Origin of the sequence: Nostoc sp. FACHB-190 (assembly GCF_014696905.1) — a bacterium.
In the GTDB taxonomy this organism is placed as follows: Bacteria; Cyanobacteriota; Cyanobacteriia; order Cyanobacteriales; family Nostocaceae; genus Nostoc_B.
Genome location: NZ_JACJQW010000008.1, coordinates 22,761 through 47,549 on the forward strand (window position 1 = coordinate 22,761; position 24,789 = coordinate 47,549).

Below are 24,789 nucleotides of genomic sequence, written 5' to 3' on the forward strand. Positions count from 1 at the left end.
GGAATACCAATAATCAAAAAATCAATTTCAAATATTCAATCAGCCTCCAGATGTATCTGTGGAATTTATTTGCTATCTACAATCGCAAATTATTTTGCAGTGCGGTGATTTTCTGGCGGAGATGCCCAGTAATTGCCATTACTATCAGAAATTAGTTTAATTTTTGGCTGAGGAATTCGAGGAAGACCACGGCCGGAATCTCCTTGGGCGATCGCTTCCCACCAGGGAGAATTCAGGGAAGTATTGGCAGCAATTAAGGGTTTGTGCTTGGTGAGTGTATACAACAAAGATTGCAAAATCATACTGTTGGTGCTGCTGGTGAAGCCAACGGCGGTTTTACCTGTAGCTTCGTAAAAGCCTTCGTAAAAACCTGTGAGTGGGTTATATAAGTCAGTTGTACCTTGCAGTAACTTTTGACTGTATTGATTGTCTGGTAACAAAGCAGCATATCCAAAAGCCACAGCAGTACTGACCATTCTTCCTTGGGGTACCGTTTGTCCATCATCGCTAACAGCTTCCCAAGGTTGGCCCTGGGCGGTAATGGCGCTGTGGACAGTGTAAGGCTTGCGGTCGATTAAGGTTGTCGCGGCGGCTGTTAAAGTCCCGGTGCGACGGTAACGTTCAACTTGGGCTTGGAAAATGGGTTCAAATAGCGATCGCATTTTCGGATCTAAACCAAACTCTAATCCATAAAGAAGAAACGGATTACTGACGGTGTATTGATTGACTTTGGAGTTAGTATCAGTACGTTGACGCTGAGTCGGTATTTTCACTCCTTCTACTACAGTTGTTTGATATTCGCCACCCACAGCCGAACCTGAGACATCAAATCCCCACAATTGAAAAGCCCGTGCTGCATATTCTTCATACCCTAAACGAGTATCCAGGTTGACGCGAGTCAGATATCGCCCTTGGGGATTTTTAATCACCGTCGCACTGGAAAGCAATCCATCCCGGACTACCCGCAGGTATGACCAATCCAAGACAATTTGATCAACCGCTTTGGTATATTCTGGATGGTAGCTTTTTAAGTTATACAACCCAGCTAACAGTCTGCCAATATCCAAAGCTGACCAACCATTGCCTTCAATGACTGGATTACCGCCGTAGTCTATGGGTTGGAGCGATCGCGTATCATAACCCCGATTCGGTAATTCCCCGGCGAATAACTGTAATTTTCCTAACGCTGCTAATAAATGGCGGGTGCGCTGGTCAAATTCTTTTGGGGAAATTACATCCAATGATCGGGCGGTGTGGAGTGCGGCGAGATAATCGCCTAATCCCCAGAGTGTTGCACCTTTGAAATCACTGCGATCGTCAACTAAGCCATTCTTGGGATGATAATTGGCTTGAAAATACCTCCAAGCCGCTTCTGCATAACGCCGTTCTACCACTGTTAATGGTCGAGTTAATTTCAACTGAGATGATGAATTTGGGCTATCAACTGGGGGAATCGGGGTAATCGCCACCTCCTCAACTTGGGGATTCTTGGCTGGGGGATTGGGCGTGACTTTCACCTCTCCCACATTAGAATTATTCCCAGATGTTGGCGGTGGATTTGTGGGTGTGGGAGTCGCCGCAGAATTATTATTACTTGGTGCTTTGGCGGCTGTATTGACATAACCAGTAATTAAAGAACGATTTCCTCTGGCTTTGTAGTACAAAATCTCTAAAATTAGCCCGTTGGTATTCCCAGTTAAGGCTTTATTTGGCTGTTTCGTTTCCTCATAAATCCCTGCATAATAACCACTTTCATCAGGGCTACGCAGATCCTTGACTGCATCAAACAGTTTTTGGGCGTAAGCATTATCTGGGTACAAGTAACGCCAACCAAATGCGGCTTTGGTACTTACACTGCGAAACTGGGGATAAGGTTGGTTAGTATCGGTAATTGTGGCCCAACTCTGCCCGTTAGCGTAAACAGTATTGTAGAGAAAATAAGGTGCTTGGTCGATGTTATCTTCGGTGACTGCTGTTAACTGACCTGTCGCTTCGTAACGGCGCTTCTGCACTTCCAGAACTTTAGCTGCAAAATCAGCTAATTCACCTTGTAAGCCAAATTCAATGCCATCTAAAATATAAGACTCGCTAACAATGTAATTATTGGCGTTAGTACTTTGAAAATCGCGGGTGTCAACGGGAATCTGCACACCATTAATTTCCACTGTTTTATATGGTTCCCAGGCCAAAGCTTTGGGTGCAGAAAAACCCCAGAGTTGATACCCCCGGACGGCATATTCTTCGTAGCCTAGTCGCCCTTCTTGGACTAATAATGTTTTGTTATCTGGGAGAACCGTCGCCCCGTAAAGTTGTCCATCCTTGAGCGATCGCGCTACTTGCCACCTGGCTATAATGCCTTTGAGCCAATCATTATATTGGGGATGACAAGTGCGAATCACATCAAACGCCGCTAAAACTCGACCAATATCTAAAGCAGACCAGCCAATACCCCGTTCAATGGCATTGTTACCGTAATCAACCATCTGCCCGGTAGCTGTGTTATAGACTTTATTGGGTAAGCCATCTTCAAATAGTTTGATATTGCTCAACCCTGTTAAAAACTTATTCAGACGAGAATCAAAATCTGCTTGGTCAGTCAGATTCATCCATCGCGCCGCATTTAACGCCATCAAGTAATTCCCCATATCCCACAGGGTTCCTGAAGGATAACCCCCCACAGAATTGGTAAATCCGGTTGCTGGCTGATAATTTTTGACAAAATATTGCCAAGCAGAACGGGCATAAGTTTGTTCTTCGGCTGTCAGAGGCGCAGTAATATTGCTACAGCTATTGGCATTTTGCGATAAAACTGGCGTGGGGATGTAAATTAAAAATTGCAAGAATGTTCCAATTAGGAACAATGCAATCCATCTCCACAATTTTTGTGAAAAGTACTGGCGCATAAGATTTCAAAAAATTTGTAATGGCACGAATTCCAAGTATGAATAATTAGCAATTATTTAAGTAAGTCGGTGTAATCAAATCAAGCTATTTGCAGAAAAGTCAATAAGCCTCAAACTCTTTACCTGCCTTATTCCCACAATAATTATTTACGCTGACCTACTTACTTGACTCCCGCCCAAATAATCAAAGGTTGACCAACTTGTTTATAAAGCAAACTTTCTAAAATCACCCCATTATTATTTGCCGTTAGAGATTTATTTGGTTGACGCAGAGATTCATATAAGCCGTTGTACCAACCTTTTTCTGATTTGAGTTGAGAGAAGACAGTATCAGTTAAAGAACGGGTGTAATCAGTTTTGTAAAGTACGTGCCAGCCGATCGCAGCTTTGGCACTGAGAAAACGTAAATTATTATGTTGTGCTTGAGTATCGGTAATTGTCGCCCAAGGTTTACCGTTGACAAACAAGCTATTGTAAACAAAATATGGTGGACGATCTAAGTTATCTTCGGTTAGGGCGGTTAATTCTTGTGTGGCTTGATAACGCGCTGCTTGAGCCGCTAAGATTCTATCGGCATAAGCTTTTGGCAGTGCTTGGAATCCTGTTTCGATACCGTCTAGAATATATGGTTCGCTGAGGACGTAGTTATTTCCGCCGGAGTTGTTAGCATCCCGACGATCATAAGGAACGCCTTGACCGTAAAGATTCACAAAAGCTGTATTCGACTGATAATCTAAGGCTTGTTTAACATCCAAACCCCAAAGCTTCAAACCATAAGCAGCATAATTTTCATAGCCCAAGCGACCTTCTTGGTTATACTGCTCTTTACCTTCAACAACAGATGTACCGTACATCTGACCATTTTTGGTGAGGCGCTTGACTTGCCAATGTTGCCACACAGCTTGTACAGGCGATCGCATTTTGGGATACTTGGCTTCCACAATCTTCAGCCAAATTGCCATTCTTCCCAAATCAATGGCTGACCAACCAATTTCTTCTGGTTTATCGAGTTGACCGTAATTAACAGGTATGAGAGTTTGAGCGTTGTAGACTTTGTTCGGCAGTTCACCTTTATATAAAGGTAAAGATGCTAAAGTCTGCAACATTTTGGTCATCTTCGTTTCAAATTCTGCGTTAGTAATAATATTCAGTTCTTTGGCGCTAACCAAAGCTGCGATCGCAGCTGCTTGATCCCAAATCGTGACAGATGCAAAACCATCCACAGAATTAACTAAGCCGGTTTTCTCGTTCCAGTTTTTTTGGAAATATGACCAAGCTAAACGCGCCGCCGCCATCTCTGCTGCATCGAGTTTGCCTACTCCCGGCGCAATGTAAGGTGTTTTGCTTACAAGTTCACTGGCGGCGATTGGTGTTCCTGGTAAAACGGCAGAGTCAGCATCAAGTTTGGCGATTTTTTGGGCTTGTGTATCTACCTGATCTGTGGGAGTAGCAGTTTGAGAGGCTGATACTTCTGGTGTTTGTGTCTTTTGGGAAAGACGACCAGACCAAAAATTTAACCCAGCGATCGCAATTATCGCTGTCACCACCCCTCCAACATAACTCAGGATAGATAAGCCTTTAGGTGGTGGTTGAAAATCAGAACTCATGTTAAGCAAAGCCTTATAATGTAAATCATTTTTTAGTTATCTTCATAACAAGCTTATTTTTCCCAACGTTAGGGAATAACTCACAAATGTTAGTTGTAACCAACTGTTAGTTAAGAGTGTAAAATCCCCTTTATGAAAGGTTTTTCGGGTTTATTAACTTATATAAATTTGTCTCACTTCGTGATCAAACACTGTTATGACTAACGCTTATATATACGCAGGTAATATAAATAATCAGTATAAAAATTTGCGAATTTTCATTTAATTGAGTAGCTAAAAATACTGGTGATGGACAGTTAAAATTTGACACGTAACTGTCCGGTTAAAGAGTTACTACCATAGCCACCTCCCCCCGTGCTTTGATTGCGAACATTACTAAAGCTGTAGTCTAGTTCAGCGTCTAGAATGGGCGAGAACTTAGTTGTACAGCGACTACCGTAACCATAAGCATCGTCCAATTCACCATTTAACCGTTGTTGTCCTAAAGTGGCGAACAGCCGACAACGCAAAAAATCAGCAATCTCCCCTTCCCAAGCAACTTCAGCGTTGTATACCAAAAAATCTGGTGGAGAAAAATAGCCATTTGTGATTTCTGCATTGCGGCTATAACTCCAGTTAAATAAGTTAGCCGCCAGAGAAAATTGTCCCAACTTGCGTTCTAATCTGCTGAATGATTGAATTTCAAAATTCCCATCATTGTAGTTACCCAAGCGCAAAGAAGAAAACAAACTTGTGTATTTATCAATTTGCCAATATAAATCAGGGCCAAACCGCCAAGCTGTAATTTGATTTTCTAAGGTTTGAGCATTAAATTTATAAGGACTGTGGTCTACATTGCCTGATAATGTGACACCCGACAGTAATTTTCCCGTAGAAGAAACTTGAGGCGGCACTATTGGGAGTTCAAATTTAGCATTGAAATTGATGGCTGTGGGTAAGCGGTCAAAAAAATCAACTCCGGCTGTGGTGTGTAAAGTTGCGTCACCGATTTTTCCTTGCCAGCCAAGTTTTACAGGAATATTGCTAACTGATTCTATACCCGGTTGTTCAAATAAATTAAAACCAGTAGTCAAAAATATTTTATTGCCATTAGGCGATCGCCACTGCAAAGTCGGTTCAATAAACAAATTTCTTTGCCCAAAGTTATCTGTATTATTGCGAAAATTAGTTTGAATACCTTCTAAAACTACAGGCTTAGTTGGTTTCTCAGGCTTTGATGCTGGAGGTGGACTAGGTTTTTCTGGTGGTTTGATGACTGGTGGTTTGGGTAATGGTGGCGGTACTCGCAACCCCGGATTAAAATTTTCTGGTGCAGCAATTAAAATCGGTGCTTGATTGAATTGTTCAGGAAGTTTAATTTGCTGACTTTCTTGATTTTGAAAAAGCACAGAATCAATTGATGTTAAGTTACTGACTAGTGCTGGTAATGAACTTCTGTTTTGAGCCGCTTGGGAATTTCCACCAAATAAATTCCAAAAGCTCAATATTAAAACTACTTGCCATTGAACATATTGGTAATTCCCAATCCAACCCCAGTAAAAGTTATCCCGAAATCCCAAAATATAACATTTAAATATATTGCTCATTTGTAATGACTACAATTTAAGACAAAAAAAGTTACAAAAAAATGCTTGAGCAACTCCTAAATTGCTGAGACTTGGCATTATGATGCCCAATAAAGTACTGCATAACTACACCTCCACACCCCTAAACCTCACAAGTGTAGATTTTTAACAGGGTGATGAGTAGCGACTCTAAAAATCACGATTTAATCAGAGTTCCATCCCCCTCACCCGGATTTCTCACCACACCTTTCAAAGCCTGTGCAGGGGAGCAGGGGAGCAGGGGAGCAGGGGAGAATGAAGGTACTCTCTCCCCTGCCCCTCCGCACCTCTGCCCCTCTGCCCCATCAAACGCCTGAAGCTTGTGAGAAATGCGGGCTCATACCCCCACACCCTAAATCAAGGTTTTTGGGGCATAACGTAAAAAACCTACACCCTTACACCCCTAAACCCTTAATTTCTTCAGCCCTGTTTGCAATACTTAATGTTCGATTAACTAACAATTAGATTTTCATGATATTGTGTTGTACAGCACATCTTTTCTGGATCTAGATGTGTAAACTGTATATGCTGACTCAGATTACTACATCAATTTGTGGTATAAGCTCAAGCGCCAAACAGCAGCATTACTAGTTTTGTCAAGCTCAAACAAGAGTAGACATACGAGCTTTGACCCATAAAAATTTACTAATTTATCGTAGCGTCAGATATTTGACTGACGTTACCCAAACAGCCTTTAGCTAGACGCATAGACAAGAAAAAGCAGATGAGCAAAACACGTAAGTTTCGTTTAGGTGCATTTATTCAAGCCACTGGACATCATGTTTCCGCATGGCGGCACCCCGATTCACAAGCAGATGCTGGGTTCAACTTTGAGCATTATAAAGAAATTACCCAGACCGCCGAACGTGGCTTGTTTGATGCAGTTTTTCTGGCAGATAGTCCAGGAGTCTGGGGTGGCTCTCCAGAGACTCAAAAACGCAATGGCAAACTAGTGCATTTCGAGCCAGTCACTTTGTTTTCGGCTTTGTCTGCTGTTACTCAAAATGTCGGCTTCATTGCTACTGCCTCCACTACCTACGAAGAACCCTACACCCTGGCACGTAAGTTTGCCTCACTAGACTACCTCAGTAATGGTCGGGCAGGCTGGAACGTAGTTACAACAGGTAATGAGAATGCTGCTGCGAATTTTGGTCTTGAGCATCATCCAGAACATAGCCAGCGTTATGAACGGGCGGAAGAATTTGTCGAAGTAGTCAAAGGACTGTGGGATAGCTGGGACGATGATGCCTTTATTCGTGACCGAGAATCAGGCATCTATTTCGACCCCGACAAGCTGCATATACTTAACCACAAAGGCAAACACTTTTCCGTCAGAGGCCCGTTAAATGTTGGTCGTCCACCGCAAGGTTATCCGGTAATTGTGCAAGCTGGAGCCTCGGAAGCTGGACGAGACTTGGCAGCACGGACAGCCGAAGTAATCTTTACAGCCAATCAAACCTTAGCTGATGCCCAGGAATTTTACGCTGATGTCAAAGGTCGGTTAGCGAAATATGGGCGCTCTCCAGAGGATCTAAAAATCATGCCTGGAGCTTTCCCCATCATTGGCCGGACTGAAGCAGAAGCCCAAGAAAAATATGAGTTCCTGCAATCTTTAATTCATCCTGATGTTGCTTGGGGTATTTTAAAGACCTATTACAAAGGTGTTGATTTATCAAAATATTCTTTAGATGATTTAGCGCCTGAACTACCAAACGACACCAACAATAACAAGAGTCGTCTGAAGCTAGTAAAAGATTTAGCCACTCGTGGGACTCTCACACTCCGCCAGTTGTATCTGGCCTTGGCGACCGCAAGAGGCCATCGCACCATACTTGGTACACCTGAAACCATTGCTGACCAACTAGAAGAATGGTTCAACAATGGGGCAGCAGATGGCTTTAATATCATGCCACCAATACTACCTACAGGGTTGGATGACTTTGTTAACTTGGTCGTTCCTGTTCTCCAGAAACGCGGACTATTTCGGACTGAATACGAAGGTCGTACCTTGCGTGAAAATCTCGGTCTGCGTCGTCCAGTCAATGGTTTTGTTGCTAAACAACAGAATGAAAGATTGGTATTGGCATAAATCAAGCCGTGTGCAACTTTATCTCAAACCTAACCCCCAACCCCTTCCCTACAAGGGAAGGGGAATAAGATTCAAAGCCTCTCCCCGAAGCAGAGCTACCGTGTACACACAAATCCTCTGATCCCCCTAAATCCCCCTTAAAAAGGGGGACTTGAAGAAAATTCCCCCCTTAAAAAGGGGGGTTAGGGGGGATCAAAGTGCTACTAGGCAACTTGATAAGACTTGTGTGTACACCGTAGCCGAAGCGGAGAGAGGTTTGGAGAGGGGTTTCAAAGGTAAGTATCACGTTAAATCAGCTTTGGATCTCTGCACAACAAAAGTTTGTCGGAATGGCGTAAATCAATTTTTCACAGATGATGAAGCCACACCAGTTAAAGAGCTTTTTCTGTAGATCCCCGCCCTACAGAACATAAAAATTTTGTCATTGGTTAATTGTGGAGCAAAGACAAAGGACAAATGACCAATGACAAAGGATAACCCTACTGCGGATGCTCAGAAAACCTTTGATTTTTGAAGGAAAAAATATGGTTGAATATAGCAGATTAAAAACTTCTCCCTCTGCCGCAATCAGAGCCACCCTTGATTATCCGGTAATTGATACCGACGTTCATACTAATGATTTCACCCCGGCTTTTGAAGATTACATTGCTAAATACGGCGGGTCAAAGCTTGTAGACGAATTACGCAAGGCAGAATCTTCTCGGCTGAACTCTAAGAGTAACGGTAAAGACTGGTATCAACAAACTCCAGAAGAGCGTCAATACAATCGCACAATTCGATCGCCTTGGTGGGCGAGAGTTACTCGCAATACTCTAGACCTTGCTACTTACACTTTGCCTGCACTACTTTATGAACGCCAAGCAGAGCAAGGTTCAGACTATTCGGTATTGTTTCCCAATAATGTGCTTGCACCTGCTGGAGCCAGCCCAGAAAATCGCCAAGCACTACAACGGGCGGTCAATCACTACCACGCTGATATCTATCGCAAATATAGCGATCGCTTGACGGTGGTAGCTGGTATCCCGATGACTACTCCAAAAGAAGCCATCGAAGAGTTAGAGTTTGCTGTAAAAACCCTAGGTTTAAAAGTAGCAAATATTCCTGGTGGTGTGAAACGTCCAATTAAAGCGATCGCCGATAAATATCCCGCCGATCAATTCCCTGAAATCGCCAGATATGCTTCTTACATTGACTTTTTTGGATTAGATAGCGAATACGACTACGATCCATTCTGGGCTAAGGCTGTGGAATTGGGTGTGCCAATTACTACTCACTATGGTAGCCAAGGTTGGACGGGACGCTCTTCCATCAGTAATTACATGAACAACCACATCGGTCACTTTGCCGATGGTTCCCAAGCATTTGCTAAAGCGTTGTTCTTCGGCGGTGTTACCAGACGTTTCCCTCAGTTGCGCGTGGGGATGCTGGAAGGTGGTGCAGATTGGGGCGCTCACGTCTACATTCATTTGGTAGACCGTTTCTCCAAACGTAATATCAAAGCACTGCAAAACTACAATCCAGACCTTACCAATGCAGATGAGTTGTTTGAGTTGTTTGAGCGTTTTGGTGGCGAAATTACTGAAGGATATTCCCTCAGCAAAGAAGAATTAACCAAGAGTGTACTTGGTTCTTCCTTCAGCCGTCATAGCCGTGCGCCAATTGGTAGCGAACTTGAAGACTTTGCTGCGGCTGGAATTGAAAACATTGAAGACATCCGCGATCGCTGGGTGAATAGCTTCTTCTTTGGTTCCGAATCTGACGATCGCACCATCGCCGCAGCATTCAACAACAAAGCTAATCCCTTGGGTGTGAAGATTAACGCCATCTATTCTTCCGACGTTGGTCACTGGGATGTACCCGACCTCACCTCACCATTGTCTGAAAGCTGGGATTTGGTGAAAGAAGGCGTAATTACTGAAGACGACTTCAAAGCTTACGTATTTAGTAATCCCTACAAGTTCTATACCGAAGCTAACCCTGATTTCTTCAAGGGTACAGCGATTGAATCCAAGGTAAATAGCTTTACTTCTCCACAAGTTGATCAAAAACTTGTCGTAGCTTAAATCTTTTGCTGAGAGGTTACGAGATCCCCGACTTCTTTAAGAAGTCGGGGATCTAACCACCAAACATACAAGGAAGGAATTATAACTATGGCTATTGAACGTCGCTCTGGTTTATTGCCTTATCTGTTCTCGGCTGTTGGGGAAGATGCCAACAAACCCGCGCCTTTAGTATTGTTTTTGCATGGCGCACGCGATCGCGGCAATGATTTAGATGTGCTGCTGAAATGGGGCTTACCTCGGTTTGTGAATGAATCAAGCTCTTTACCTTACTTCTTTTTAGCGCCCCAACTTCCTGAAGGACAGACTTGGGTAGAGCGAGAATCAGATGTGATTGCTTTGTTAGATAATTTCATTGCTTCCCGGCCTATCGATGCTTCCCGTGTGATTATCTCTGGATTTAGCTTGGGAACTGCTGGGGCTTGGCATATCGCTGCTTCTCATCCTGGTCGCTTTGCTGGTTTGGTAGCGGTGTCTGGTCGCGTTCCTCAAACCTTAGAATCAAGCCAAATAGATGCACTCAAGGAAATTCCCATCCAAATATTCCAAGGTGCTAAGGATGAAAAACTCTCAATCGACGCTACACAGCAGGTTGTTGATACCTTACGGGGAGTGGGTGGCACAGTAGATTTTACTGTATTACCTGAAGGTGATCACTTTATCGCCGATGAAGTGTATACAGACTTGAAATTGCAAAATTGGCTAATTTCACAGAGCCGTCGTGCTTCTGTAGCTGTTTAAAGCAGAAATCATAGATTTGATGCGAAATTTTCAATACGGTTCAGATAAAAATAATTAACCGCAGATGGACGCAGATATAGACGCGCAAGCGGCTTGCCGCAGGCTACGCGGATGAATCAAGATTTCTAATTAACTGAATCGTATTTGCCCATACTCCAATACCGTTCATTTAAGCAGTTTTTCTTATCTAGGACTTACGCAAAAATTCCCACAAAGCTTAATTTATCGAACCGCCAAGTCGCCAAGAACGCCAAGAAATCTAGAGTCTGCGTAAGTCCTATTATCTTTGAGTCCTTTGTGTCCTTTGCGGTTCGTTAAAAAACTTTGCTTTCACAAAGGACTTAAGCCTTATCTAAACGGTATTTACCTATTCCCCAACTAAACCAACAACTATGACATTACCAACTACGAAACTTGGTCAAACTGGATTGACTGTTTCGCGCCTTGTTCTAGGTACAATGACCTTTGGCTTGCAGACGGATGAAGAAACTTCGATAAAAATCCTCGATACAGCCGCCGAGGCGGGAATCAATTTTTTAGATACAGCCGATGTTTATCCTTTAGGTGGTGGTTTAGCTACGGCTGGGCGTACCGAAGAAATTATTGGACGCTGGTTAAAAGGTAAGCGCGAACATTTTATTTTGGCTACCAAGGCTGTGGGCAAGGTTGGCCCTGCACCTTGGGATCAAGGAGCTTCACGCAAACATATTTTAGATGCGATCGATGCTTCCTTAAGACGACTGGGAACTGATTATGTTGACTTGTATCAACTGCATTCTGATGATGCGTCAACTCCCCTTGATGAAACACTAGAAGCATTAGATACAGTGGTGCGTGCTGGGAAAGTGCGCTACATTGGGGTTTCTAACTACTTAGCTTACCGACTTGCCCGTGCTTTGGGTCGGGCTGATGTGCGGAATTTAACTCGCTTCGTCTCGATTCAACCCCGCTACAATTTGTTATTTAGAGAAATTGAGCGAGAACTATTACCTTTGGCGAAGGAAGAAGGACTGGGTGTAATTCCTTACAATCCTTTGGCGGGTGGTTTGTTAACAGGTAAACATAATTTTAATCAAGGCCCCACAGCCGGCACTCGTTTTACCTTGGGTACTGCGGCAGAACGTTATCAAGAGCGTTACTGGCGCGATCGCGAGTTCAATACTGTGGAAGAATTACGCACAGTGGCGGATCATGCTGGTTTATCTCTGACAACTTTAGCATTAGCTTGGGTTTTGGCGAATCCGATTATTACTGCCCCCATCATTGGCGCGAGTCGTCCAGAACAACTCAGTGACAGTCTCAAAGCTTTGGAAGTCACACTTGATGAAAATTTGAAACAAAAACTCGACGATATTACCGCCGAATACAGAAGAGGAGATTCGCTGCGTTAGTACGAGATAGGTAAGGCAAAAGGTAAAAATAAAAGCAGAATTATGGTTAATCGCCGTCGTTTTCTCAATGTTGCCACATCGGGTATATGTGGTTTTTCTATGGCATATATGTTGGGAAGTTGTAGTCAACAAACCCAACAGCAAGTAATCAAAACTGCCAATTTAGAAATTAAAACTAAAGTCCTCCGTATGGGCTATCAGAGTGCGGGGGATTTGGTACGAAATCGCCAAGTTTTAGAAAAACGCCTAGAACCATTGGGAATTAAGGTGGAATGGGCGCAGTTTGTCCAAGGGCCGCAACTGATGGAGGGAATGGCCGCAGGTAAAGTTGATGTGGGTTCTGTAGGAGAAACGCCGCCAATTTTTGCACAAGTCGCTGGTTCCAAATTGGTTTATGTTGTTGGTACACAAAGAACGCCAACAACAGGAACAAGTAGTGTGATTGCTGTACCACCAGAATCTTCTTTAACTAAATTTGAAGAAATTAAGGGACAGGAAGTATATTTTCAAAAAGGTTCAGCATCCCACTATTTTATTTTGAGAGCTTTACAATCTATTGGTTTGACTATCAAAGATATAAAAATCAGAAGTATACCGACTATCGAAGCACGGGCGGCTTTTTTAGAAGGGAGAATTCCGGTGTGGATGACTGGTGATCCCCATTATGCGATCGCCCAAAAACTCAACCGTATTCGTGTCCTCAGAGATTCTGTAGGTTTAGATTCTCCTGGTAGTTACTATATTGCAGATCGAAAGTTTGCGGAAGAAAATCCTGGCTTACTCAAAATTATCATTGAGGAACTTCATGGTCTTGATAAATGGGCAGATGCAAATCGAGATGAAGTCAAAAAATTGATAATTACAGAACAAAAACTAGCACCAGATGTAGCCGATTTAGTAATGTCTCGCCGCACTTTCGCCGGACGCAGAGGTCTAAGTCCGTCTTTGATAGCAGAACAACAACGTGTAGCCGATTTATTTTTTGAATCAGGTGTCATACCCAAGAAAATCAACATTCAAGAAGCCTTACTTCCACCTGAGTTATATGCTGCTATCACACCATCAGAAATTATGGTTTAGTTTCTTGCACAGGACATAACCACAAAGATTGTCTGTGAAGATAGGGTGCAAGGGTGCAAGGGTATATAGGACTCATATTTGATTTATGAAAAAAATCAGTACACCCAGATCAGCCGTCTTTCCTACTCCCTACTCCCCATTCCCTACTCCCTACCTACATAACTAGATTCAGGAATCAAACCGTATTCCTATAGGGGTGTAAGTGTTTTGAAAACCTCCTCCTTTCTCTACAACCTGAATTTTTTGTTTTCTTGCATCAGTTTTTTTGTAGATAGTTATGGCCTTCTTTCAGCAATTGGACGGCGGATTTAGTCGTCCATTTTTATTCCGTCCATCAGTTTAAACAATGCTACGATATCGACTTTACATGACGAAAAAGATTAGAAAATCCAAATCTTTTCAACGTGCTGCGACTGCGCCAAATTTACCTGATACACCATTCAGATTTATTTGCTATTTTGTTAACCAGTTTCGCTGGTGGTATTTAGTCATGGTACTTTTGGAAATAATGCACGCAACTTGTGGCATTATGTTACCTTATGCCATTGGCGAAATTATTCGCAGTGTGACGCGATCGCCTAACAACAGTCAGCAAATTTTTGATGTTATTCGTCAACCTCTAATACTGTTCACCGCGTTGAGTGTGGGTGAAGTAATCTTTGGACGTGCGGCTGGACTTTTGCAAACGATTCTGCATCCCATCCACCGCCAGCACATCGTCAGATCCTTATATGCTTATTTGCAACATCATTCCCATCGTTACTTAAGTAGTAGTTTTGCTGGGGCTTTAGCACATCGCATCGGGGAAACTTCTCTGGGTGTTACCCAAACGATGCAAATGTTAATTACAGAATTTATGTCTGTGATTGTCGGGTATATTGTCGCCACAATCTTACTGTATCGCGCCTATCCTCCCTTAGCGGCGTTTGTTGGGATATGGGCAGTTTTGTTTATTACTATTTCCTTTTGGTTAGCGACTCGCTGTCGAATTTATTCTCGCAAAGCCGCCGCCGCCAGAAGTGAAACTACAGGCATTATTGTAGATGCAGTCACAAATCTCAGTAGCACTCGGTTGTTTGCGCGTTTGGGTTTTGAACGACGCTATTTAAATGAACAATTAAAGGGCGAACTCAAACAGGTAAGAAAATCTAACTGGTATTCTGAGCGAATTCGCTGGTTTCAGTTTATTTCAGCAGCGATTCTGAAAATTGGCACGTTGTATTATTCTCTCACCCTCTGGAGTCAAGGTGCGATCGCTGCGGCTGACTTTGTTGTCGCTACTAGTTTGTCATTGTTAATCATCAGTGAAGCACGTAATTTAAGCCGTCGCTTTCTGGAATTTTTTGAACATATCGGGAATATTGCCAATGGTGTGATGACAATTGTGCAACCCCATGAGTTGATTGATCGAGAACAAGCGATCGCTCATCCCATCACCCAAGGTAAAATTGAGTTTCGCCAAGTTAATTTCAGCTACACAGAAGATAAGAAAGTATTCGATAATCTTTCCATCACTATTCAACCAGGTGAACGTGTCGGTTTGGTAGGTTTTTCTGGTTCTGGTAAATCTACCTTCGTGAATTTGATTTTGCGTTTATTCGATCCCCAGTCAGGACAAATTCTGATTGATGGGGTTGATATCCGTGATATGACGCAGGATGCTTTACACGGGCAAATCAGCTTGATTCCCCAAGATCCATCGCTGTTCCACCGCACATTGATAGAAAATATTCGTTATGGGCGATTGGATGCCAGTGATGAGGAAGTAGTTGAGGCTGCACGTAAAGCTTACGCCCACGATTTTATTAGCCAAATCAAGGAAGGCTACAATTCTTTGGTGGGTGAACGGGGTGTAAAATTATCGGGAGGACAAAGGCAACGAATTGCGATCGCACGAGTCATCCTCAAAGATGCACCAATCCTAATTTTAGATGAAGCCACCTCCAGCCTTGATTCCATCACCGAAAAAGCCATTCAGGATACTCTAGACTTAGCAATGAATGGCAAAACCGTTATAGTCGTTGCTCATAGGCTGTCTACAATTGCCCACCTCGATCGCATTTTAGTCTTTGACCACGGTCGAATTGTCGAAGATGGTAGCCACGCCAAACTTTTAGCACGCGGCGGTGCTTACTATAGGTTATGGAAAATGCAAGCTGGTGGATTTCTCCCTGTAGAAGCGAACAACAAGAACCCATCAGATTTACAAATTAAATCCTTGTGAATCCTTTGGATTCACAAGGATTTCTCACAAGAGAGAAATCCAGGGGTGAGGGAGGGGTGGGAAGTGTGGGAGGATGGTGAAGAAATCTTTCCCCCCACACTCCCCACACTCCCCACACTCCCCACACTCCCCTTCCCCTCTCTTTCTAATCTCCCTTGTCCAGCAAATATCCCCTGAATGCAGCGAAAAAACCTGCTAATCTTACATCAAGACTAGCAGGATTAGGGATTTTATCAATCGGAGCGGCGGGATTCGAACCCACGACCTCCACTACCCCAAAGTGGCGCGCTACCAAGCTGCGCTACGCCCCGGTCAGAATTATTATTGTATCGCAACGCTTGGGGAGAATCAAGGGTGAAGTTTAAAAAACTTGCAACATCCCAGCAGCTTGCAACAGACCAGGTATAGCAGAGGCATTCCATTTACCTTCTGCACAGCGTCCTGTATTCAGGATAAAGCGCAGATTGTATTCATGGGGATAACCTTCCACTTCCATCCATAATAAATCGCTTTCGGCCTCACAAGCAATTTTTTCTTCATCCATTAATTCTGCTGCGAGTTGTTTCATGGTTTCTGCTAACTGTGCTAACAAACGGCAAAATTCATTTAACTCAGCTTCTGTTAACTCAATCGCCCAATCATCTGTACCCACTAATCCTTTAAATTCAGGTGCATTAGGGTTCCAGCCAATACGCCAACCTACACCGCTTTTCATCAGACGTTCCATCTGCAAATTTTAGATTTTGGATTTGAGATTTTAGATTGTATCTTTTTTTGTCTGTGATGAGATTTGAGGGGCGATCGCTCTTTCACTACGGATATAATTTATCGGTTGTTGTAGGTAGAGACGTTGTACACAACGTCTCTACAAATATTTCAGCAAGTCGGGGGAAAAAATAAAACTATGTTTAAGAGAGGTTAATGAAACTAAAACCCTCTTCCCTTCTGCCTTCTCATGTCACTTTAAGAGTTCAGCACCGCCTGTTTGGGGTGGTTGGGGAGTGGTGGAAGTACTAGGGCGAGGTTTTTGGCGAATGTTCTGCGCGTTGGGGTTAAAAACATCGACTAATGTTTGGACTAAAGCATCTCGTTGATGGCGACTCAGGCGAGAAATGGCAGCGCGATCGCCCTCTATCGGATTCTCGCGTAATATATCATTACCGGGATAGGTAGCATCATACATAATTTCATTGGCTCCCAGGTAATCAGCCAATGTTAGCTTCCAGTCAAAGCGATAAATTGGCGATCGCTCTTTGACGTAAACGTGATAACGTATCAGGCGACTAGCTAAGGTATTATTTTCCGCCTTTTTGCCAGTTTCTTTGTTGACGTACTGGTTTTCTTTCGGCAGGTCTGGTAATTGCTGATATACTAACTGCCAAACATCAGAAGGGCTAATTCTTTGAGCTAGAGCAGGCTGAATGCCAATAAAACTAGAGTGTTGTAGTTGACTTGTGCCTAAACTCACAACAAGTCCAACTACAACCAACGCCATAATTAATGCTGAATTAAACTTCACAACCATCAGTAGGATAATTGAGCAACGCAGAATTATTCTTCTTGTACCATCAGCTATAAGTGCATTAAAACCCGCGCAGGCAGTCACTGAGCTTGCCGAAGTGCGGGTTTTGTTCGTGTAGCCGCGACTTTAGTCGTTAGGCTGGACTAATTTTACATTTCACCGATAATTTCTGGCTGAGTTAGTTCATCAGACATTTCAATGATTGCCCGTAAAACAGGTTTCATCAGAATATCTTCAGAGCTTTCAAAATCTTCATAACGCCGACGCTTGGCACGATTTGCCACCTGAACCGTGATGCGGTAGCGATTCGAGGCTGCACTAATTAAATCCTCGGCGCGGTGCATAATCTGAGATTGGGTTGTCTCGAACTTGGAACGCTTGAGCATAGTTAATGGTTCTTGGGGACATTCCCCAGTTTAGCAGTCCTAGACAAGATACGGCTTATACATCAGCCAATCGTCATTTAAGCTGCATCATATTCATATTCATAAAAGCTGCAAACCCTCTTCCTGCTCCCCTGCTGTCTCAATATGCTTGTTTATATGCTGAACCTGGATTTCTCACAAGAGAGAAATCCAGGGGTGTGGGAGGATGGTGAAGAAATCTTTCCCCCCACACTTCCCACCCTCCCCACACTCCCCACATCCCCTACGTGAGAAATTCGGGTTAACAACTAATTTTCCGCTACCTCTCCGTTGATAGAGGTTAATAGTTTTGTATCAATTTATAACTAAATTTGTCAGACTATCTTGATATCGTAATGGCTAACATTTGGGAAACTGCTGTTAAAGCAGGCAATTTTAACACTTTAGTAAAAGCGGCTGAGGCTGCAAAAATTATACACACTCTGCAAAGTTCTGATTTTTTTACACTGTTTGCACCCACAGATGAAGCTTTTGCCAAGCTACCAAAGGGAACCTTAGAAGAACTACTGCAAGATACTGCCAAACTGAGGAAAATTGTCGCCTATCATGTCACTTATGGCGATGTGAGGTCAGATGACTTAGTACAAATCGCAGAAGCTGAAACCCTGGAAGGATCTGTGTTAGCAATTGAGTCTACTAACGGGGATATCACAGTGAATGATGCTCATATCCTGCAAACCGATATTTTGGCAGACAATGGCGTAATTCACGTTATTGATGCAGTTCTCATCCCGGCGATGGTGGCTGGACATTGAAAAATTAGGGCGTAAACCGCCTCGGAATTCATTCCGAGTCTCATAGCGCCAGTTATCTGAAGATGACTCAACTAAAAATGTCTGACAGTCCACTTAAGTGGACTTTGGCTATGAGCCTGGAACTTTAGTTCTAGGCGGGATGTGGTTGAGGATGAAAATTTTTGTGCGTCAGTCCTAAAGCTGTTTGATTGATCGCATTTACCAGTGGGAATCATAACAAAAATTCCCTACGGTAAAGATAAAATGGCTTACCAAAATATCACCGCCTCCCTTTCCCCAGAAGATATCCAAGAAATTAAAGCCGCCTTTGCAACCATTCAAGCAAAGTTGCCGTTTCTCGTCACCCTCAGCGCCGAGGAACGACGCAAGTTATTTAAAATGGGCGATAAAAGACTATCTTTTGTCAACACTAGCCTAATTGCTGCCCAGTCGAACCGCGATATTTTACCAGCGAGTTTTGATTTAGAAGAATTTGTCCGGGATTATCAATTAGCTACCAATCTCACCGAACTGTTAATTGGACTGCGACAACTGACAGAACAAGTAGATGATACCTTAATGGCAGTTGGTAGCGAAGCCATGAGCAGTAGTTTGACAGTTTATGATTACGTCAAGACTGCGGCTAAGAAAACACCGGGGTTAAAAACCATTGCTGAACAGATGGGTGAAAAGTTTAAAGCTATTAAAAGTAAACCTGCTAAACCTGCATCGGGTTCTTAGAGGATTTTTTAAAAGTCTTTAGAGATGTAGCAAAACATTTTAGATCCCCCTAAATCCCCCTTTTTAAGGGGGACTTTAACTCCAGTCCCCCCCTTTTGAAGGGGGGCTAGGGGGGATCAAAATGCTAGTAAACAACTTGATAAGTCTTGTGTATACACCGTAGTTTTCAAGGGAATCAAAATAGTGAATTTAATTTTATTTCACACATTTTCAATGAGTTGAAAGATATAAACTGTCTAAAAGATGAGGAACAAACTTAACAGTAGCGATTTCCATTTACCTTACAATCCAAAGCTTGTAGAAAGAGCAAAAGAACTTCGCAAAAACATGACTCCAGCAGAAAAAAAGCTGTGGTGTGATTATTTAAGGAATTTTCAATTTCGGGTTTTGAGGCAACGACCGATTGATCATTTTATAGTTGATTTCTACTGTCCTACTTTACAAGTAGTAATTGAAATTGATGGGGATAGCCATTTTACAGATGAAGGTCAAGACTATGACAGAGATAGAACAAGAATTTTAGAAGGGTATGGTTTAAAGATTATTAGGTTTACAAATAGTCAAGTTTTAAATCACTTTGAGAGCGTGTGTGAGCATATACAGGGTTTGATCCCCCCTAGCCCCCCTTAAAAAGGGGGGAATAAGATTTAAAGTCCCCCTTTTGAAGGGGGATTTAGGGGGATCTAAATGTTTGGCTACCAAAAAACAGACTTTTAAAACAGCCTTTGACAATTGAAAAACGAGAAGTATCTTTTAACGAATGAACCTCTGAGCATGGACGATAAACCTTTGAGGTTAGTGAATGAAGCTCGGAGGTTAGCGCGTAAACCTTTGAGCATTGGCGATAAACCTCCGAGGTTAGCAAATGAACCTCAGAACATTAGCGATGAACTTTTGAGGTTAGCGAGCGAACTTCAAAGCATTGGCAATGAACCTCAGAACATTGGCGATGAACTTTTTAGCATTGGCAATTAACCTCAGAACATTGGCGATGAACCTTTGAGCTTCTTTAATTAACCTTTAATCATCATCAGTAAGTATTAAAGTGTTTCAATCAGGAATTACAGATTGCAAGACTGATATTATACCGATAGCCGCGTGTAATCTGCTGCCTTGCCCCAAATTATGCTCACCACACCCCGCCACGCTCAGAAGCTTTCCCTGTTTTTCCTTTTCTGCTTCACCTTACTGTTAACTCTCTGCCTCTCCCTGCCTTGGGTGAGTGCGAAAGAACAGCCCAAACCCAAGCCGGAAGCATGGCAAATTAACGGTATAGTCGCCGCCCTTGATGATGGACATGACCCAGTTAAGGGATATGCACTCCGTAAATTAGTTGAATATGACTTGCAAAACTTAAAATCTGTCGTGCAGAAGCCGGAGGATATTGCAAAGAAAGCTGCCCAAATCCTCAAAGATGAAAAGGTGGACAACTCTGTTCGTGGCAGTGCGGCAGAGGCATTAGGGAATCTGGGGCAGGCGGCGGCTAACTATGTCCCTGACATCCTCAAGTTCCTCAAAGATGAAAAGGTGGACAACTCTGTTCGTGGCAGTGCAGCAGAGGCATTAGGGAATCTGGGGCAGGCGGCGGCTAACTATGTCCCTGACATCCTCAAGTTCCTCAAAGATGAAAAGGTGGACAACTCTGTTCGTGGCAGTGCGGCAGTGGCATTAGGGAATCTGGGGCAGGCGGCGGCTAACTATGTCCCTGACATCGCCCAAATCCTCAAAGATGAAAAGGTGGACAACTCTGTTCGTGGCAGTGCGGCAGTGGCATTAGGAAAAATTAGACAACTAAAGTTAGAAGAGGTTGTTGTAGTTTTGAGTTATGTCTATGAACCAAATCAGAAATTCTTTGATCTTACTTCTGATAACAATAACTTTGAATTTTGGAGCTTTTGGTCTTATTTCCTGGGTGGCGGCGATGAAAAAGTCAAAACCTTGCTGAGATGGCTAGGCAGACCTCAAGCTATTCCTGAGAAGCTGGAACACTCTCAAGCTGTCAAAACACTAGAACTATTCCGCGACATTTGGCAACCCAGCAAAGATTTAACAAGATTACAACAAGACTTAGCCAGCCAAATTGCCGTAGTATCTAGAAAAGTCGCTTGGCAACCACAAGATATTACCATTTTAGAAACCCACTACAACAACCTCAAAAACGCCGGCTATAACGAAGCCGACTCATTGCAATCAGTCATAGTTAACCTCAAAGGTTGGCAGTGGTTTTTCAACGCCAGAATTACCATCATCTCTCACGCCGCCTTTTGGCTTGCACTCATATTCGCTTATCCCAAATTTCCCCAAGTCCAAGCCATCTTCTTCTGGAACCCTTGGGTACGCCGTATTTTAGGCGTGGGCTACGTCGGCTTTCTCCTCACCTGGGTTCCCTTTTTCCGCCGCAAGTTATTTGAACCCTTCAAGCCTTCCCTGTTAGCCGATGCCGGGTTAGATAACTTTCATGACCAATCATACTTCCCCCAGTCGCAAGTTAAAGTTCCCGGTACAGGCGACATCCAACCAGTTACCGCCGCCCTCCCCGGCATCAACGGACAAGTTATCTTACAAGGTGATTCCGGCTTGGGCAAGTCGATGTTTCTCCGCCATCTGCTGACAAACTCCCAGCGCATCGTTGTTTACCTCCCTGCCCAAAAATGCCATAAAGGCGTAATTGAAGCCATTCAAGACAAGCTGCACGGCCAAGCCCAAGATGCCGACTTTCTGAAAAACCTGATTTACAGTGGTGCAATAGATATCTGCATCGACGGACTCAACGAAGTCACCGCCGAAACACGCGCCAAAATCTGCCAGTTTGTGGAAAGCTACTTCCGGGGCAACATTATTATGACTACCCAGCCCCTAGAATGGACACCACCCTCAACGGCCAAAACCTATTACTTACAACCCCTGGAACAAACCCAAATTCAAGAGTTTCTCCTTTCCCGTCAGCCGCGACTGCCCAAAGATGCCACAGTCCAAGGTCAAGATTACGAAATAGCCTGCATTAATTACCTCCAAGAAGTCCTCACCACCCAGCAACCCCAAGAAGAATTAAACGCCGCCCGCCGCATTCTCTCTAACCCAATGGATTTAACAGTAGTGGCGCTGATGTTATCCCAAGGCAAACATCCTAATTTATTCCGCCTGCAAGAACAGCAATATAATTTGATGGCGGCAGAATACCTGAAGGAATGGAATCAAGAATTTCCTTTGAAGAAATTCGCCGCCGCCGTCTATGAAATGCGGATGCAAGATAAACAAGCTTTACCCGCCGATGAATTTTTCCAAGTTGTGAAATCTTTGGAAGACGAGAAATACAAAATGGTCGTCAGCCGTCAATGGCAAGATGAAAAAGGCGAACCCAAGCAAGAATGGTATTTCCGCCACGATAAAATCATGGACTTTTTCTTAGTGCAGAACTTCCTGGGCAACAGCGATGAAGCGGAAGTACTGTTAGTAGATAGAATGGGCGATCCCCGTTTTCGTGGGGTGTACTTCTTGTTAGCAACTTTGCTACCGTTAGATGCAGCGAAAGAACTGCGGGAGAAGTTGATTCAATACGCGGCGGATACTAAAGACAATACGGTGAGTAATACTTTCGTGCAGTTGTTACGGACTCGATAAGCATATAAGCTATTAAGCACCTAATTTGCAGTGTAGACCACATGGGAGTAGAGGAGAGAATTTTTAACATCACCCCCAGCCCCTCTCCTACGAGGATATGGTGTACACACAAATAAATGTTCGTTGAGTGCATCTGTCCCGCCTCGGAATCAATTCCGAGTCTCATAGCGCAAGTCATCTGAAGATGACTCAACTAAAAACATCTTCCAGTCCACGCTTTGTGGACTTTGGCTATGAGCCTGGAACTTTAGTTCTAGGCGGGATGTGGTTAAACACGAAAATTTGCGACTTGTGTGTACACGGCTACGAGGAGAGGGGAGTAAAATCCACGTTATGTTTAAGCCAAAATACAACCAGTACGGGGAGGAACTCTGAGAGAAAGCTGTTTAGTTTCTCCGGCGTTATTCCACTCGTATTCTGCGTAGCCGAATAAAAGTTTGCTGGGTTGAGTTGGCAAACTAGCAATATCTATGTTTGCTACAGCTGATCCTGTACCAGTGTTCACAGCAATGATTAATTCTTCTGTGCCTAAAGTGCGGGCAAAAACGTATAGTGTGCCTTGGGCATAAAGAACTTGATAATCTCCTATCCGCAAAGCTGGGTAAGCATGACGAATGTCAATTAATTGGCGGTGAATTTGGAGAATTTCTTGATCCCAATTCGCTTCTAAGGGAAAGCTGCGCCGGGAGTCGGGATCTATTGCACCAGGTAAACCCACTTCATCACCATAATATATACTGGGCGCACCCGGAAAGGTGAGTAACAGTAAAGTTGATAATTCGATGCTGGCTTTATCGCCACCAGCAATAGTCATTAAACGTGCGGTATCGTGACTAGCCAGTAAGTTGAGTTGCGTTAGCTGAATTTCCCAAGGATATAGTTGCAATAATTCTTGGATTTTAGTGGCGTACTCGGCAGCAAATAAAGGTGGATAAGGTTGATAATCGCGGCTTTGGACTTGTTCTAAGACTACGCGATCGCCTGCGGTAAAGGCAATTGTCGGCCCAGCAAATAAATAATTCATCACGCCATCAAATTGCGTTCCATCTAACCACTCGCGCGAATCTCCCCACACTTCCCCCACAATATAAGCTTCGGGGTTAATTGCTTTGACTCGCTCTCGAAATTCTTGCCAAAAACCAGGAGCTTTCACTTCAAATGGTACATCCAACCGCCAACCATCAATGCCAAATTTCATCCAATATTCGGCAATCTCCATAATATATTCCCTAACTTCTGGGTTGTTATGGTTAAAGGCTGGCAAAGCCCGATTATCCGCCCAACCCTCATAATTAGCCGGAAAATCACCGTTGTAAGCAGAAAGCGGCCAGCCATGAATTTTAAACCAATTCACCCAAGGCGAATGAGGGCCATTTTCCAACACATCATGAAAAAAGAAAAACCCACGGCTGGAATGATTAAATACTCCATCCAAAACCACTTTTATATTCCGTTGATGGGCAGCTTCTAGTAATTCTTTAAAAGCTTCATTTCCTCCCAACAACGGATCAACTTGATAATAATCATGAGTGTGGTAACGGTGATTACTCGCAGATTGAAAAATCGGCGTGAAATAAATCGCGTTAATTCCTAAACTTTGGATGTAGTCTAACCCTTCTAGAATGCCCCACAAATCACCGCCCTTATAACCTTGTAATGTTGGCATTGCTTCCCAGTCTTCCCAACGGGCTTCGTGTAACAATCGTTTACGCGGCTGTTTACTTCTGGCAAAGCGATCGGGAAAGATTTGGTAGAATACAGCGTGCTTAACCCAGTCTGGTGTTTGAATTTGCATAGGTAATTATTTCTACTTTCAGGAGAGATTGTGACAAATATTTCTCCAGTTATGACTCTCACCTATGATGGAAAAATCTCCAAGGTTTTAATTGTTAATTTTAGATTTGAAATTTATTACTCACGCAGAGACAAGGCAGCGCGTTGGGCAGATTTCCCGACTTGAAGCGACTGCCGTGCAGAGACGCGGAGAATCAGATATGAAGGGAGGGAATTTGCGATATATGATGATTTACTTCTCTATCTGAAGTTA

At 43.4% G+C, this 24,789-nt stretch carries 19 protein-coding genes and 1 tRNA gene; 12 read left to right on the forward strand and 8 right to left on the reverse strand.

Annotation, left to right across the window (positions count from 1 at the left end):
* Positions 1-89: 89 nt before the first annotated feature.
* The 3 genes from H6G28_RS11660 to H6G28_RS11670 form a co-directional block, all read right to left on the reverse strand.
* A complete protein-coding gene (locus H6G28_RS11660; protein WP_190670902.1) occupies positions 90-2,903 on the reverse strand; it encodes a DUF3131 domain-containing protein in 2,814 nt (937 codons plus the stop codon).
* A 161-nt stretch (positions 2,904-3,064) separates the two neighbouring features.
* Positions 3,065-4,510, reverse strand: a complete 1,446-nt coding sequence (locus H6G28_RS11665; protein WP_190670905.1) for a DUF3131 domain-containing protein — start codon at positions 4,508-4,510, stop codon at positions 3,065-3,067.
* Positions 4,511-4,806: 296 nt separating this feature from the next.
* Complete coding sequence (locus tag H6G28_RS11670; RefSeq protein WP_190670907.1) at positions 4,807-6,096, reverse strand: hypothetical protein; 1,290 nt, start codon at positions 6,094-6,096, stop codon at positions 4,807-4,809.
* 742 nt (positions 6,097-6,838) lie between these two features.
* Here H6G28_RS11670 and H6G28_RS11675 point away from each other — a divergent pair.
* From H6G28_RS11675 to H6G28_RS11705, 7 genes are all read left to right on the forward strand, one after another.
* Entirely contained in the window at positions 6,839-8,203 is a 1,365-nt protein-coding gene (locus tag H6G28_RS11675) for an LLM class flavin-dependent oxidoreductase (RefSeq protein WP_190591737.1), read from the forward strand.
* Between the two features lie 226 nt (positions 8,204-8,429).
* A complete protein-coding gene (locus tag H6G28_RS11680) occupies positions 8,430-8,594 on the forward strand; it encodes a hypothetical protein (RefSeq protein ID WP_190591738.1) in 165 nt (54 codons plus the stop codon).
* 133 nt (positions 8,595-8,727) lie between these two features.
* Positions 8,728-10,266: an amidohydrolase family protein gene (locus H6G28_RS11685; RefSeq protein ID WP_190591739.1), complete on the forward strand. Its 1,539-nt coding sequence runs from the start codon at positions 8,728-8,730 to the stop codon at positions 10,264-10,266.
* Between the two features lie 87 nt (positions 10,267-10,353).
* Entirely contained in the window at positions 10,354-11,004 is a 651-nt protein-coding gene (locus H6G28_RS11690) for a carboxylesterase family protein (protein WP_190670909.1), read from the forward strand.
* Positions 11,005-11,396: 392 nt separating this feature from the next.
* The gene (locus tag H6G28_RS11695) at positions 11,397-12,395 is read left to right on the forward strand and encodes an aldo/keto reductase (protein WP_190591741.1); all 999 of its coding nucleotides are present in this window, start codon (positions 11,397-11,399) and stop codon (positions 12,393-12,395) included.
* A gap of 42 nt (positions 12,396-12,437) precedes the next feature.
* On the forward strand, positions 12,438-13,475 hold the full coding sequence (locus H6G28_RS11700; RefSeq protein WP_190670911.1) for an ABC transporter substrate-binding protein: 1,038 nt from the start codon (positions 12,438-12,440) through the stop codon (positions 13,473-13,475).
* Positions 13,476-13,842: 367 nt separating this feature from the next.
* The gene (locus H6G28_RS11705; RefSeq protein WP_190671072.1) at positions 13,843-15,699 is read left to right on the forward strand and encodes an ABC transporter ATP-binding protein; all 1,857 of its coding nucleotides are present in this window, start codon (positions 13,843-13,845) and stop codon (positions 15,697-15,699) included.
* Positions 15,700-15,936: 237 nt separating this feature from the next.
* Here H6G28_RS11705 and H6G28_RS11710 read toward each other — a convergent pair.
* The 4 genes from H6G28_RS11710 to H6G28_RS11725 all read right to left on the reverse strand — a co-directional run bounded on the left by H6G28_RS11710 (position 15,937) and on the right by H6G28_RS11725 (position 17,607).
* Positions 15,937-16,010 (reverse strand) — tRNA-Pro (locus H6G28_RS11710).
* Between the two features lie 50 nt (positions 16,011-16,060).
* A complete protein-coding gene (locus H6G28_RS11715; RefSeq protein ID WP_190591743.1) occupies positions 16,061-16,426 on the reverse strand; it encodes a DUF1818 family protein in 366 nt (121 codons plus the stop codon).
* Between the two features lie 231 nt (positions 16,427-16,657).
* A complete protein-coding gene (locus H6G28_RS11720) occupies positions 16,658-17,224 on the reverse strand; it encodes a hypothetical protein (RefSeq protein ID WP_190591780.1) in 567 nt (188 codons plus the stop codon).
* Positions 17,225-17,370: 146 nt separating this feature from the next.
* Positions 17,371-17,607 carry a DNA-directed RNA polymerase subunit omega gene (locus H6G28_RS11725; RefSeq protein ID WP_190591744.1) on the reverse strand — a complete coding sequence of 79 codons (237 nt, stop codon included), beginning with the start codon at positions 17,605-17,607 and terminating at the stop codon, positions 17,371-17,373.
* 374 nt (positions 17,608-17,981) lie between these two features.
* On the opposite strand from H6G28_RS11725, the gene H6G28_RS11730 reads away from it, so the two are divergent.
* The 5 genes from H6G28_RS11730 to H6G28_RS11750 all read left to right on the forward strand — a co-directional run bounded on the left by H6G28_RS11730 (position 17,982) and on the right by H6G28_RS11750 (position 22,742).
* Complete coding sequence (locus tag H6G28_RS11730) at positions 17,982-18,401, forward strand: fasciclin domain-containing protein (protein ID WP_190670913.1); 420 nt, start codon at positions 17,982-17,984, stop codon at positions 18,399-18,401.
* Between the two features lie 243 nt (positions 18,402-18,644).
* The gene (locus H6G28_RS11735) at positions 18,645-19,121 is read left to right on the forward strand and encodes a hypothetical protein (RefSeq protein WP_190591781.1); all 477 of its coding nucleotides are present in this window, start codon (positions 18,645-18,647) and stop codon (positions 19,119-19,121) included.
* A 243-nt stretch (positions 19,122-19,364) separates the two neighbouring features.
* On the forward strand, positions 19,365-19,751 hold the full coding sequence (locus tag H6G28_RS11740; protein ID WP_190591746.1) for an endonuclease domain-containing protein: 387 nt from the start codon (positions 19,365-19,367) through the stop codon (positions 19,749-19,751).
* A 144-nt stretch (positions 19,752-19,895) separates the two neighbouring features.
* On the forward strand, positions 19,896-20,096 hold the full coding sequence (locus H6G28_RS11745) for a hypothetical protein (protein WP_190670915.1): 201 nt from the start codon (positions 19,896-19,898) through the stop codon (positions 20,094-20,096).
* A 150-nt stretch (positions 20,097-20,246) separates the two neighbouring features.
* The gene (locus H6G28_RS11750; protein ID WP_190671074.1) at positions 20,247-22,742 is read left to right on the forward strand and encodes a HEAT repeat domain-containing protein; all 2,496 of its coding nucleotides are present in this window, start codon (positions 20,247-20,249) and stop codon (positions 22,740-22,742) included.
* A gap of 337 nt (positions 22,743-23,079) precedes the next feature.
* Here H6G28_RS11750 and H6G28_RS11755 read toward each other — a convergent pair whose 3' ends face one another.
* Positions 23,080-24,537, reverse strand: coding sequence for a glycoside hydrolase family 13 protein (locus H6G28_RS11755; protein WP_190670917.1), 1,458 nt, complete (start codon positions 24,535-24,537; stop codon positions 23,080-23,082).
* Positions 24,538-24,789: the final 252 nt, after the last annotated feature.